The sequence below is a fragment of the Streptomyces sp. NPDC092370 genome (genome assembly GCF_044755265.1).
In the GTDB taxonomy this organism is placed as follows: Bacteria; Actinomycetota; Actinomycetes; order Streptomycetales; family Streptomycetaceae; genus Streptomyces.
Map to the genome: position 1 here is coordinate 835,193 of NZ_JBIVQO010000002.1, position 12,874 is coordinate 848,066.

At 68.9% G+C, this 12,874-nt stretch carries 9 protein-coding genes and 1 pseudogene; 2 read left to right on the plus strand and 8 right to left on the minus strand.

What is annotated here, in order from left to right; all coding sequences use genetic code 11:
- Nucleotides 1–216 precede the first annotated feature (216 nt).
- The 3 genes from ACIQHQ_RS10340 to ngcE are packed head-to-tail and all read right to left on the minus strand — an operon-like array spanning nucleotide 217 to nucleotide 3,567.
- On the minus strand, nucleotides 217–1,140 hold the full coding sequence (locus tag ACIQHQ_RS10340; RefSeq protein ID WP_402611388.1) for a carbohydrate ABC transporter permease: 924 nt from the start codon (nucleotides 1,138–1,140) through the stop codon (nucleotides 217–219).
- A gap of 4 nt (nucleotides 1,141–1,144) precedes the next feature.
- Nucleotides 1,145–2,071: a carbohydrate ABC transporter permease gene (locus ACIQHQ_RS10345; protein ID WP_402611389.1), complete on the minus strand. Its 927-nt coding sequence runs from the start codon at nucleotides 2,069–2,071 to the stop codon at nucleotides 1,145–1,147.
- Nucleotides 2,072–2,112: 41 nt separating this feature from the next.
- A complete protein-coding gene (gene ngcE, locus ACIQHQ_RS10350) occupies nucleotides 2,113–3,567 on the minus strand; it encodes an N-acetylglucosamine/diacetylchitobiose ABC transporter substrate-binding protein (RefSeq protein WP_402611390.1) in 1,455 nt (484 codons plus the stop codon).
- A 366-nt stretch (nucleotides 3,568–3,933) separates the two neighbouring features.
- Here ngcE and ACIQHQ_RS10355 point away from each other — a divergent pair, with 366 nt between their 5' ends.
- Together ACIQHQ_RS10355 and ACIQHQ_RS10360 are read left to right on the plus strand one after the other, a co-directional pair.
- Entirely contained in the window at nucleotides 3,934–7,731 is a 3,798-nt protein-coding gene (locus tag ACIQHQ_RS10355) for a GH92 family glycosyl hydrolase (RefSeq protein WP_402611391.1), read from the plus strand.
- Nucleotides 7,732–7,751: 20 nt separating this feature from the next.
- Nucleotides 7,752–9,731 carry an alpha-glucuronidase gene (locus ACIQHQ_RS10360; protein ID WP_402611392.1) on the plus strand — a complete coding sequence of 660 codons (1,980 nt, stop codon included), beginning with the start codon at nucleotides 7,752–7,754 and terminating at the stop codon, nucleotides 9,729–9,731.
- Here the strand turns inward: ACIQHQ_RS10360 and ACIQHQ_RS10365 are convergent.
- From ACIQHQ_RS10365 to ACIQHQ_RS10385, 5 genes and pseudogenes are all read right to left on the minus strand, one after another.
- Nucleotides 9,725–9,907, minus strand: a complete 183-nt coding sequence (locus tag ACIQHQ_RS10365) for a Beta-galactosidase C-terminal domain (RefSeq protein ID WP_402611393.1) — start codon at nucleotides 9,905–9,907, stop codon at nucleotides 9,725–9,727. The genes ACIQHQ_RS10360 and ACIQHQ_RS10365 overlap by 7 nt on opposite strands.
- Before the next feature lie 93 nt (nucleotides 9,908–10,000).
- A pseudogene (locus tag ACIQHQ_RS10370) lies at nucleotides 10,001–10,087 on the minus strand (beta-galactosidase trimerization domain-containing protein); the annotation flags it as partial.
- Between the two features lie 81 nt (nucleotides 10,088–10,168).
- Nucleotides 10,169–10,420 (minus strand): beta-galactosidase, encoded by a 252-nt coding sequence (locus ACIQHQ_RS10375; RefSeq protein WP_402611394.1) that lies wholly within the window; start codon nucleotides 10,418–10,420, stop codon nucleotides 10,169–10,171.
- Nucleotides 10,417–11,100 (minus strand): hypothetical protein, encoded by a 684-nt coding sequence (locus ACIQHQ_RS10380; protein WP_402611395.1) that lies wholly within the window; start codon nucleotides 11,098–11,100, stop codon nucleotides 10,417–10,419. The genes ACIQHQ_RS10375 and ACIQHQ_RS10380 overlap by 4 nt, the downstream gene beginning before the upstream one ends.
- Nucleotides 11,101–11,176: 76 nt before the next feature.
- A complete protein-coding gene (locus ACIQHQ_RS10385) occupies nucleotides 11,177–12,832 on the minus strand; it encodes an extracellular solute-binding protein (RefSeq protein ID WP_402611396.1) in 1,656 nt (551 codons plus the stop codon).
- Between the last annotated feature and the right edge of the window lie 42 nt (nucleotides 12,833–12,874).

Consider the following 12,874-nt stretch of genomic DNA (forward strand, 5'->3'; position numbering starts at 1 on the left):
CCCCGCCCCCCCCCCCCCCCCCCGGCGCGGGGGCCCCCCCCCCCCCCCCCCCGACGCGTCCCCTCGCGTACGACGTCGGCTGCGGGTCGTCACCCGCTCAGCTGGGGGCGGCACGGGTGGGCGTGGGAGTCCCCCCGCTCGAGCGGAGCCGAGAGCTTGGGGGAGGCACCTCGTCGGCCCGGCTGCACCCACCCGGCATTGGGGCTCGGGCCCGGGCTACTTCAGCGCGCCCGCGGTCAACCCCTGCACCACCTGCCGCTGGAAGACGACGTACGCGGCGAGGACCGGCAGCATCGCCATCACCAGACCCGCGAAGAGGCCCGACCAGTCGCCCTTGTAGCCCTGGCTGACCGCCAGCTGGACCAGGCCCTGGGTGAGGACACGCTTGTCCGGGTCGGTGTTGAGGACCGTGGGGAGCATGTACTGGTTCCACTGGCCCAGGAAGTTGAAGATGCCGACGCTGATCAGGCCGGGCTTGGCCATGGGCAGCATGATCTGGAAGAACGTGCGGCTGTGGGACGCGCCGTCGACGAAGGCCGCTTCGGCGATCGACGTCGGCAGCGTGCGGAAGAACGCCGTCAGGAAGAACACCGTGAACGGCAGCGAGTAGGCGATGTAGACCAGGATCAGGCCGTGGATGGTGTTCAGCAGGCCCATGTTGTTCACCACGTAGAACAGCGGGACCAGCGCGAGCATGATCGGGAAGCTCATGCCGCCGATGAACAGGTAGTAGACGAAGCGGTTGCCCGGGAACTCGAAACGGGCCAGGACGTAGGCCGCCATCGAGCCGAGGACCAGCGTGCCGATGAGCGAACCGCCCACCACCAGAACGGTGTTGAGGAAGTAGTCGCTCATGTTGGCCTGGGTCCACGCCCGTGACCAGTTGTCGAAGTGCAGGGAGTCCGGGAGCGACCACGGGGAGCTGAAGATGGAACGGTCGTCCTTGAAGGACGTCATGACCGCCCAGAGCAGCGGCATGACCACCATGAACGCCCAGACGACCAGGACGCCGTGGGAGAAGACGTTGAGGACCGTGCCCTCTTTCTTCTCCTTCACAGGTCCGGGCGGCGGGACGTCCGTCTTGGCGATGGGGGCGCCGGATTCGGCCGGGAGGGGAGCGGGGGTTTCGGTCGTCTTCATCTGATCAGTACTCCAGCCGCTCGCGACGGCCCAGCCGCATCACCACGGCGGCGAAGGCCAGCGTGACGACGAGCAGGGCGACACCGATGGTGGTGGCGTAGGCGGCCTGCCCGTCACGGAACGCCTTCTGGTACACGTACAGGACCATGACGGTGGTCGAGTAGTCGGGACCGCCCGGTCCGGTCGTCATGATCTGCACGACCGCGAACGACTCGGCGCCCAGGGCGAGGATGCCCATGTAGACCCAGCCCGACTGCACGGTGTCCCACAGCAGGGGCAGGGTGACGCGGAAGAACGTGGTGACCCGGTTGGCGCCGTCCAGCAGCGCCGCCTCGTACATCTCCGTCGGGATGGAGGCCATGCCGGCGGAGAAGAGGACGACGAAGAAACCGACCGTGGACCAGACGAGGACCGCCATCACGGCCCACAGCGCGAGGTCGGGATCGCCCAGCCACAGGGGCTGGAGGTCGTCGAGCCCGAGGCCGCGCAGGAGCGAGTTGATCGCGCCGCTGTCCGGGTTGTACGCGAACGCGAACAGCAGCGCGACGATGGCGATCGAGAGGACCTGCGGGAAGAAGTAGACGATCTTGTAGAACGAGGAGCCTCGGACACCGGTGATCACCGGGCCGTTCTTCCGCTTTCTGCCGCCCACGTTGATCATGAAGGCGAAGAACAGCGCGAGGCCGATCGTCACCACCGGCAGCAGGAGGGCGAACAGCAGGCTGTGCTGCAACGACTTCCAGAAGATGTCGTCATCGAGCATGCGGCGGTAGTTGTCGAAACCGACCATCTTGAATTCGGGGCTCAGGCCGGTCCAGTCCGTGAACGAGTAATAGATGGACTGGATGAACGGCCAGACCACGAAGAGCGCGTACAGTCCCAGGGGCAACGCGAGGAAGCCCACGATGAACCGGTACTTGCCGTGCTGCATCGCCACTCCGGTGCCGTTGCGGAAATCGATTTCCGGTGCCGTTACTGGTGCTTGTAGTGCTTGATGGAGTCGTCCTTGGCGGCCTCGTCGGCGAAGGCCTGGATCTTCTTGATCGCCTCGGCCGGGGTGAGGCGGCCGGCCATCATCTCGCCCAGACCGGACACACCGATCTTCTCCTTCTGCAACTGCACATACCAGTCCTGGAGACGGGGATTCACCACGTTCTCGCCGGCCTTGTCCAGCGCCGCGACACCCGACTTCAGACCAGGAGTGAGGGCGACGCCGTCGGTGCCGCCGTTGTACGCGGTCAGCGACTTCACCTTGCCGGTGAAGTTCTTCGAGGAGGCCTCGCTGAGCATGATGCGCAGCTGCTCCATACCGCCGGCGGCGTTCTTCGCCTTGGCCGGGACGATGAAGGGTTCGCCGCCGGAGGCCCAGATGGTGCCGAAGGGCATCTTGTCGGAGGAGTCGAGGCCGGTGGGCGCGGAGACGGCCAGGTCGAAGTCCTTCGGGATGACGTTGGCCGACTCGTTCTCCACCCAGGAGCCGTTCGGGATGAACAGCGCCTTGCCCTCGGCCCAGGCGGTCTGCGACTGGATGTGGTCCAGGCCCGGGGTGCCCTTGAGGACGTAGCCCTTCTTGTAGAGCTCGTAGTACGCCTCGAAGCAGGCCTTGACGGCCGGGTGCTTCCAGGCGTTCGGCTCCAGGTTGTCGATCGCGTCGAGGACTTCACGGCCGCCGACCTTGCCGATCATCGGGTAGAGCGAGAAGGGGAGGTAATACGGGTATTTGCCCGCGTACGTCCAGCCCGCCATGCCCTTCTTCTTGGCCTTCGCGCAGACCGCGAGCATCTGGTCCCAGGTCTCGGGGTACTGCTCGTCGAGCGAGTCCAGGGCCTTCCGCGAGTACCAGACGCCGTACACCGTGTAGGCGTAGTAGAGGATCCAGACCTTCTCGCCGTCGAACTGGCCCATCTCCACGATGCCGGGGCGCAGCGTGTCGCGGACCTTCTTGTTCGGGTCGTCGTAGGAGGGTGCGTCCAGCAGCGGGGTGAGGTCGGTGAGCTGGTTCTTGCCGACCAGGACGCCCATGTCCATCTGCTCGGCGCCGGAGTTGTCGATGAGGTCCGGCGGGGTGCCCTGGTTGAAGCGGGGCTGGAGGGTGGACTGGATCTTCTGGGTGGCGGAGAACTTCACCTGGGCCTCGGGGAAGTTCTTTTCGTAGATCTTCACGGCGTCCTCGGCGTACTCCTTGCCGAAGCCGCCGTCGAACAGGACGAATTCCATACCGGCCGTGTCATTGACGGCGAGCGGGTTCTTCGCGGTCTTCTTTCCGGCCTTGGCCTTGTCCCCGCTGTCGTCGCCGCCGCTGCTGGCGCAGGCCGACAGGAAGCTCATGGTGGGGACGGAGATCAGACCGAGCGCGGCGGACCTTTTGATCAGATCGCGGCGGCCGACACCTTCGGTGTCGTGATTCTCGGCGGAAGTGGATCCCATGCTCAAGTCCTCGCCTTCTCCAGGACTCAGGCGGTGAACCGGATCCTCCGGCACCGCGATCGGGTCACGCTGGGTCGTGCAGGGAAGTGCGGGTGATGACGTGCGGATCGTGTGAATCGCCCGACAGGTATAGTCCACTTTCCGTCAGCGGATCAAGATCGAACGCAAGGTTGGCCGTGGGTCTTATCCGAGTTGAGACCTCGCGGAAGTATGAGCGGCCTGCGGGTGCTCCGCCGGAAATATCCCGGCCACCCCGCCCTGACGCCACAGGCAACACCCTTGACACTCCTCGCCGCTTGGGCAACTACTGGTCCTTGCGCATCGAAGGTGACAACGTTGTCCACTGCGCAGGGAGGGTACCCGTTGATGCAGCGGAAAGCTCGGCACAGATGGGGTTCGGCGGTCGTGTCGGCGACCGCCTTCGCTTTGGCCCTGAGTTTACAGGGCGTTGCGGTCGCACTGCCCCCGGCCCTCGAGAGACCCGATCAGGGGTTCACGTCCTCCTTCGAGGCGGACGACCCGCTTCCGGACTGGACGAGCACGGTCGACACCGGCCCGGACGGCGGCAAGCGCGCCTCGGGAGTGGACGGCGGTTACAGCAGCGGCATACCGGGCCAGGTGACCGACCGGGTCACCGACGTCCGGGCCAGTGCCGAGAACACCGGCGGTGGCGAGGTGAAGGAGAACCTCGTCGACCTCGAACCGAGCACCAAGTGGCTCGCCTTCGAGCCCACCGGCTGGGTGGAGTTCGACCTGGACAAGCCGGTCAAACTGGTGCGCTACGCACTGACGTCGGCCAATGACGCCGATGAACGCGACCCCGAGGACTGGACCCTGAAGGGCTCGGCCGACGGCGAGGAGTGGACGACGCTCGACACCCGCTCCGGCGAGTCCTTCACCGAGCGGTTCCAGACGAAGACCTACGACCTGGCCGAGCCCGCCGAGTACCGGCACTTCCGGCTGGAGGTCACCCGGAACAACGGCGGCGGCATCCTGCAGCTCGCCGACGTCCAGCTGTCCACGGGCGGCGGTGACGGGCCGGTCCCGCAGGACATGCTCTCGCTGGTCGACCGGGGACCGAGCGGCTCCCCCACCGCCAAGGCGGGCGCCGGGTTCACGGGCAAGCGTGCGCTGCGCTACGCCGGCCGGCACACCGCCGAGGGACGGGCGTACTCGTACAACAAGGTCTTCGACGTGAACGTGGCCGTCGGCCGGAACACGCGGCTGTCGTACCGGATCTTCCCGTCGATGGCCGACGGCGACCTCGACTACGACGCGACGAACGTCTCCGTCGACCTGGCCTTCACCGACGGCACCCACCTGAGCGGCCTGCGCGCCACCGACCAGCACGGCTTCCCGCTGACCCCGCAGGGTCAGGGCGCCTCAAAGATCCTCTACGTCAACCAGTGGAACAACGTGGCCTCGCGGATCGGATCGGTCGCGGCCGGGAAGACCGTGGACCGGATCCTGGTGGCCTACGACTCCCCCAAGGGCCCTGCGAAGTTCCGCGGCTGGCTGGACGACGTGAGCATCGCCCCCGTCGCTCCCGAGCGGCCCAAGGCGCATCTGTCGGACTACGCGGTGACCACCCGCGGCACCAACTCCAGCGGCGGCTTCTCGCGGGGCAACAACTTCCCGGCGACGGCGGTGCCGCACGGCTTCAACTTCTGGACGCCGGTGACCAACGCCGGTTCGCTCAGCTGGCTGTACGACTACGCGCGGGCGAACAACGCGGACAACCTGCCGACGATCCAGGCGTTCAGCGCGAGCCATGAGCCGAGTCCCTGGATGGGCGACCGGCAGACCTTCCAGGTGATGCCGTCCATCGCCGGCGGGACCCCGGAGTACGGGCGGGAGGCGCGGGAGCTGCCCTTCCGGCACGAGAACGAGACCGCGCGGCCGTACTACTACGGGGTGCGGTTCGAGAACGGGCTGAAGGCCGAGATGGCGCCGACGGACCACGCGGCGGCCCTGCGCTTCACCTACCCGGGCGACGACGCGAGCGTCCTGTTCGACAACGTCACCGACCAGGCGGGGCTCACGCTCGACAAGGAGAACGGGGTCGTCACCGGCTACTCGGACGTGAAGTCCGGGCTGTCGACGGGCGCGACCCGGCTTTTCGTCTACGGCGAGTTCGACCAGCCGGTGACCGAGGGCGACTCCAGCGGCGTCAAGGGCTACCTGCGCTTCAAGGCCGACGACCGGACCGTCACGCTGCGCCTGGCGACCTCGCTCATCAGCATCGACCAGGCCGAGGAGAACCTCCGCCAGGAGATCCCCGAGGGCAGGTCCTTCGAAGCGGTGAAGAAGAGCGCCCAGCGGCAGTGGGACCGGCTGCTCGGCAAGGTCGAGGTGGAGGGCGCGACCCCCGACCAGCTCACGACGCTCTACTCCAGCCTGTACCGGCTCTACCTGTACCCGAACTCCGGGTTCGAGAAGGTCGACGGGACGTACCGGTACGCCTCGCCCTTCTCCCCCATGCCGAACCCGGACACCCCGACGCACACCGGCGCGAAGATCGTCGACGGCAAGGTGTACGTCAACAACGGCTTCTGGGACACCTACCGGACGACCTGGCCGGCGTACTCGCTCCTCACGCCGGGCAAGGCGGGCGAGCTGGTCGACGGGTTCGTGCAGCAGTACAAGGACGGCGGCTGGACCTCCCGCTGGTCCTCCCCCGGCTACGCGGACCTCATGACCGGCACCTCGTCGGACGTGGCGTTCGCGGACGCGTACGTCAAGGGAGTCGGCTTCGACGCGAAGGCGGCGTACGAGGCGGCCGTGAAGAACGCGACGGTCGTCCCGCCGAACTCGGGCGTCGGCCGCAAGGGCATGGCCACCTCACCCTTCCTCGGCTACACGAGCACCGAGACCCACGAAGGCCTGTCCTGGGCGCTGGAGGGCTGTCTCAACGACTACGGCATCTCCCGCATGGGCCGGAAGCTGTACGAGGAGACCGGCGAGCGGCGCTACAAGGAGGAGTCGGAGTACTTCCTGGACCGCGCCCGGGACTATGTGAACCTCTTCGACAAGAAGGCCGGGTTCTTCCAGGGCCGGAACGCGAGGGGCGACTGGCGGGTCGAGTCCTCGGCCTACGACCCGCGGGTGTGGGGCCACGACTACACCGAGACCAACGGGTGGGGGTACGCCTTCACCGCCCCGCAGGACAGCCGGGGCCTGGCCAACCTGTACGGCGGGCGCGAGGGCCTCGCCGACAAGCTGGACGAGTACCTGTCCACCCACGAGACCGCCTCCCCCGAGTTCGTCGGCTCCTACGGCGGTGTCATCCACGAGATGACCGAGGCGCGGGACGTGCGGATGGGCATGTACGGGCACTCCAACCAGGTCGCCCACCACGCCCTGTACATGTACGACGCGGCCGGGCAGCCCTGGAAGACGCAGAAGAACGTCCGCGAGGTGCTGTCCCGGCTGTACACGGGCAGCGAGATCGGCCAGGGCTACCACGGTGACGAGGACAACGGCGAGCAGTCGGCCTGGTTCCTGTTCTCCGCGCTCGGGTTCTACCCGCTGGTGATGGGCAGCGGCGAGTACGCGATCGGCTCGCCGCTGTTCGAGAAGGCGACCGTGCATCTGGAGAACGGGCGCGAGCTGGTGGTGAAGGCGCCCCGGAACAGCGCGAGGAACGTCTACGTGCAGGGGCTGAAGGTCAACGGCCGGACCTGGGCGAAGACGTCGCTGCCGCACTCGCTGCTCGCCCGGGGCGGTGTCCTGGAGTTCGACATGGGTCCGAGGCCGTCGCCCTGGGGCACCGGCAAGGACGCGACGCCCGTGTCGATCACCCAGGACGACGAGGTGCCCACGCCCCGGGCGGACCTGCTGAAGGGCGACGGTGCCCTGTTCGACGACACGTCGGCGACCGACGCGGCGGTGACCTCCGTGGACCTGCCGGTCGGCGAGGGCGCCGAGGCCGTCCAGTACACGCTGACGTCGTCGACGGACCGGACGAAGGCACCGGCCGGCTGGACGCTCCAGGGCTCCTCGGACGGCGAGACCTGGCAGACGCTGGACCGGCGCTTAGGGGAATCCTTCGCCTGGGACCGGCAGACCCGCGCGTTCTCGGTGAAGTCACCGGGTACGTACGGGAAGTACCGCCTGGTCCTCGACGGCGAGGCGACGCTGGCGGAGGTCGAACTGCTGCGCTGACAAAGTGAGTTGGGGGTCTCATGCCGCTTCCCGTGCCTGTCCTGCCCGAGGGTGTCGACCCGGCCTGGCTGCCGCCGGCGGCCTTCCGGGCGATCGGTGGCCGCCGGACGCTGATCCGGGGGTCGGGTCAGCTGGTGGAGACGGTGCACGGGGAGGTGGCTCAGGCCTGCCGGAGGTTCGGGGGCCGGGTCGTGCGGGACGCGTCGGACGACGGCCCGTACGACCTGGTCCTCGGCCTCGTCACCGACGACCTCGGCGACGAGGGCTTCGCCACCGCGCGCGAGGGCGGCACGACGACCGTCACCGCCTCCGGCGGTCGGGGGCTGCTGTACGGGCTGTTCCATGTCCTGCGCCTCGGTGAGGCGGCCTTCACCGGCACGTGGGCGCGGGAGATCCGTCGTCCGGCCCTCGCGCTGCGCATGCTCGACCACTGGGACAACGTGGCCGTGCACCCGGTCATGGGCCAGGTGGAGCGCGGGTACGCGGGCGGCTCCCTGTTCTGGGAGGACGGCAGGGCACGAGGCGAACTGGGCCGGGTGCGGTCCTACGGCAGGCTGCTCGCTGCGTGCGGGATCAACGCGCTCTCCGTGAACAACGTCAACGTGCACGCCGCCGAGGCGCGTCTGCTGACCGACCGGATCGGTGAAGTGGCCGCTGTCGCCGAGGCGTTGCGGCCCTACGGCATCCGCACCCACCTGTCGGTCTCCTTCGCCGCCCCGGTCACGCTCGGCGGCCTGCCCACGGCCGACCCGCTGGACGAGGCCGTGCGCTCCTGGTGGGCCGGGGCGACCCGGCGGGTGTACGAGGCGATACCCGACTTCGGCGGGTACGTCGTGAAGGCCGACTCGGAGGGGCAGCCGGGCCCGTTCGCGTACGGCCGCAGCCACGCCGAGGGCGCGAACCTGCTGGCCGCGGCGCTGGAGCCGTTCGGCGGCACCGTGCACTGGCGGGCCTTCGTCTACGACCACCGCCAGGACTGGCGGGACCGGACGACCGACCGGGCCCGGGCCGCGTACGACCATTTCGTGCCCCTGGACGGCGAGTTCGCGGCGAACGCCGTGCTCCAGGTGAAGCACGGGCCGATGGACTTCCAGGTGCGCGAGCCGGTCTCGCCGTTGATCGGGGCGATGCCGCGCACCCGGCTGGCGGTGGAGCTGCAGGCCACCCAGGAGTACACCGGGCAGCAGCGGCACGTGTGCTGGCTGGGGCCGATGTGGAGCCAGGTGCTGCGATTCCGGCACGCATCCGGGTCCGCGGTCGGCTCGTCGGCGCGGGGCGGGCTCGTCGCCGTGTCGAACGCCGGTGACGACCCGTTCTGGACGGGGCATCCGCTGGCGCAGGCCAACCTGTACACCTTCGGGCGGCTGGCCTGGCAGCCGGACGCCGAGCCGCGCGCGGTGCTGGACGAGTGGATCGCGCTCAGCTTCCCGGACGCCCCCGCCCGGCTGGCCGACGGGCTGCACGCCGTGCTCGACGGCTCGTGGCGGACGTACGAGAAGTACACCGCCCCCCTGGGTGTGGGCTTCATGGTGCAGCCGGGGCACCACTACGGGCCGAGCGTGGACGGGTACGAGTACAGCCCGTGGGGGACCTACCACTTCGCCGACCGGGACGGGATCGGCGTCGACCGCAGTGCGACGGGCACGGGTTTCGCCGGGCAGTACGGCAAGCCGTTGTCGGAGCTGTACGAGTCGCCCAAGACCTGCCCCGACGAGCTGCTGCTGTTCTTCCACCATGTGCCCTACGGCCATGTGCTCACGAGCGGGAAGACCGTCGTCCAGCACATCTACGACACGCACTTCGAGGGTGTCGAGGAGGTCGAGGAGGCCCACCGGGTGTGGACGGGCCTCGCGGACCTCGTCGACCCGGGGCGCCACGCGCGGGTGGCCGAGCGCTACGAGGAGCAGCTCCGCAGCGCCCGCGAGTGGCGCGACCAGATCAACAGCTACTTCCTCCGCAAGTCCGGGGTGCCGGACGCGCGGGGGCGGAGGATCTACTGAAGGACCGCCACGCCCAGGGGGTCGAGGACCAGGGGGCGGCCCCGGTCCACCCGCTTGCCGGTCAGAAGGTCGGTAACCGGGGCGTGGGCGGTCAGCCGGGCCGGTCGCGGGGCGTGGTTGAGGAGGAAGAGCAGGCGGGTGCCGTCGGGGGCCACCCGGGTGGTGGTCTCCGCCACCGGATGGCCGGCGTAGGGGCCGAGCAGGTCGTGGCGGGCCAGGACCCTGCGTACGACCTGGTCGACGCCGGGCTGGTCCAGGGCGGTGGCGACCTACCAGGCCTCGCCCGAGCCGAATCGGTTGCGGGTCACGGCCGGGGTGCCCGCGGAGAAGTCGGTGCCGTAGGTGGTGACCGGTTCGGCTCCACGCGGGACGCTGGCCGTAGCGGTGGCGGCGGCCTCGAAGTCGGTGCCGTTGACCTCGGGGTGGCGTGTGGCGAGTCAGGGCGGGAGGGCGGCGGTGCCGGTGGCCGGGCAGACCTGGCGTCCCTCGGCGGCGGCCCGGTCGAGGATGCGGTCCAAGGCCGTGAAGTCGGAGGTGCCCGGGCCCGGTTGGGTGAGCGACCAGGTGAAGACGCCGACGGTGAGGGTGTCGATGCCGGCCCGGGTGAACGGGCGGTGGTCCTCGTCCCGGATCTCCTGCGGCCACTGCTCGGGGTTGTGGTCGCCGCCGTAGCGGATCTTGGGCGTCATGCGGTGAAGTCCTTCCGCGTCTCGGCGATCACGGTCCGGCTGCCGTGCAGCAGGGACAGCAGCAGCGGGGCGGCCAGCAGGGCGGGCAGGGCCTCGGTCAGCAGGGCCGTCGACGCGGCCGTGAGAATCAGCAGGGAGGCGGCGGCGAGGGTGGCGTGGCCGTGCCGGAACAGGAAGTACGCGGCGAGGCGGGCGGTGTCGCGGGCGCGGAAGGTGAAGAGCGAGGTGAGGACGAGGGCGTGTGCGCCCCAGAGGAGGGAGCCGGCGCCGATCACGGCGAGCAGCAGCGCCCACCAGCGGGGCAGGCCGGTGGCGGAGAAGTGCGTGAGGGTGAAGGCGATGACCGTCAGCCAGGCCAGTAGGGGTGCCCACAGTTTCAGTGCCGGTACGGCGTTGAGCCGCCATCCGCGCAGGTAGGCCCGGGCCGGGTGCAGCTCGGTGAGGTCGCGGCTGCGGTGGTGCAGGGCGTAGAGCCCGGCGGACAGGGCCGGACCGAGGGGCAGCAGGCACAGGGCCGCGAGGGGAAGGTTCGCCGGGTCGGGGCCGAGCAGGAGCAGCCCGGCCAGACCCGGGGAGGCGGCGAGGAGCAGCAGTGCCTCGACGGTGAGGACGGTGTGGATGAGGGCGGAGGCCCGGGAGAGGGCGCCGGTCCCGAAGTCGGAGGTCCGTACGGTGCTCACGCCGTGACCTCCCTGCCGGGCTCCGGGTGGCGCCGGGCGACGGCGGGCCGGTCGCGGGGCGCGTCGAGGGCCCGGCTCACCCGTTCTCCTTCCTGTACCGCTCGTACGCCTTGTTGTGCAGGTCGACGAGCTGCTGCATGTTCTTCGACTTCAGCTCGGCGAGGTAGTCGTCCCACTGGGACAGCGGACGCTTGCCGAGGACGAACCGGAGGGTGTTCTGGATGACGTGGTCCTTGAGCGGGGTGTCCCAGAGGGTCGCCTGCTCCTGTTCGAAGGACTGGAGGGGATGGGCCGGTTCGACGGGCAGTTGCTCGCGCTGGGCCATGGCGTCCTGGAACTTTTTCTCGTCCGGGCCGAACGAGGAGGAGACCAGGTCCCAGCTGCCGCCGTAGGTGAAGACGCCGTTGAAGAAGCCGTAGTCCTTCTGGAGGTCCTTCGGCGCATCCGGGTCCGAGCCCATGAGGGAGATGCCGGGCTTCGGCTCGAACCGGCCGCCGGACCGGGTGTAGGTGACGCCCTCGACGCCCCATTTGCAGAACTTCTGGCCCTCGTCCGAATACCAGAGCCAGTCGAGGAACTGCATCATCGCGACGAAGTTGTCGCTCTCGAGGGCCTTGCTGGAGACCATGACGCCGTTCTCCAGCCGGGTGCCGCCGAGCACCACGGGACCCGCCGGGCCGAGCGGCACCGGCACCATCTCGATCGTGGCGCCCTTGACCTGCTTTCCCAGGTTGTAGCGGTAGTTCTGCACCAGCTCCTGCGGATTGGCGCTGATCACGAAGGACTTCTCGGCCAGCAGCTTCTGCACCGCCTGCTCGTCCTGTTGCGCGAAGCTCTCCGGGTCCAGCAGCTTCTCGGCGACGACCTTCCTCAGATACTCGATCATGTGACGGTAGCCGTCCGTCGCCCCGTTGAAGACGAACCTGCGCGCCTTGGCGTCGAAGGTGATGTTGTCGTACGTCCAGCCCGCCTTGACCCCGTGGGCCTGGCCGAGGTACATGAACAAGGCGCCGCACGGGAAGGGGGTGTTGGTGCTCCAGCGGTCGGTCCAGGGGTACGTGCCGGGGTGCTCCTCCTTGAGGGCCTTGAGGACGTCGTACACCTCGTCCCAGGTGGTGGGCAGGCTGAGGCCGTGCCGGGCGAGGACGTCCGTGCGGAAGGACAACGAGTAGCCGGACTTGGGCTTCTCGTGCAGGCCGGGCAGCAGGTAGTACCTGCCGTCGGACTGGCGGATCGAGTCGAGTTCGGGCTCCAGCTTCCACTTGCGCACCTTGTCGCGGAAGTTGGGCATCAGCTTCACGTAGTCGCTGACCGGGAGGATCGCGCCCGAGGAGACGAAGGCCACCTCGGAGGGGTGGTACGTCTTGGGGATCAGGAAGGGGGCGTCGCCCGCGCCGATGAGGACACTGCGCTTCTTCTCGTAGTCGGCCAGCGGGACGTCGACCGGTTTGAGGGTCACACCGGTGCGCTTGGTCAGCTCCTTCCAGAACAGCCAGCCGTTCTTCATCGGGTAGACCGGGTTGTTGTTGTGCAGCACCGAGAAGGACAGCGGCCGTGCCGCCTTGAACCGCTGCCCTGCCCGGTAGTTCTTCATGGCCCCGTCCTGCTTCTTCGACAGGTCCTTCCCGTCGCCGCCGTCGTCCCCGCCGCCGCAGCCGGTGACCGTGGCGAGGCCGATGGACCCGGCGACGGCGAGGATCTGGCGCCGCGACAGCTGCCCTGTGTTCTTCACGGGAACTCCCTTGTTGCGTAGACCGGTTGAGGAGTGGTGCGG

Coding starts and splice junctions, on each gene's coding strand:
- ACIQHQ_RS10340 (WP_402611388.1), bottom strand. CDS start 1,140: ATGAAGACGACCGAAACCCCCGCTCCCCTCCCGGCCGAATCCGGCGCC.
- ACIQHQ_RS10345 (WP_402611389.1), bottom strand. CDS start 2,071: ATGCAGCACGGCAAGTACCGGTTCATCGTGGGCTTCCTCGCGTTGCCC.
- ngcE (WP_402611390.1), bottom strand. CDS start 3,567: ATGGGATCCACTTCCGCCGAGAATCACGACACCGAAGGTGTCGGCCGC.
- ACIQHQ_RS10355 (WP_402611391.1), top strand. CDS start 3,934: ATGCAGCGGAAAGCTCGGCACAGATGGGGTTCGGCGGTCGTGTCGGCG.
- ACIQHQ_RS10360 (WP_402611392.1), top strand. CDS start 7,752: ATGCCGCTTCCCGTGCCTGTCCTGCCCGAGGGTGTCGACCCGGCCTGG.
- ACIQHQ_RS10375 (WP_402611394.1), bottom strand. CDS start 10,420: ATGACGCCCAAGATCCGCTACGGCGGCGACCACAACCCCGAGCAGTGG.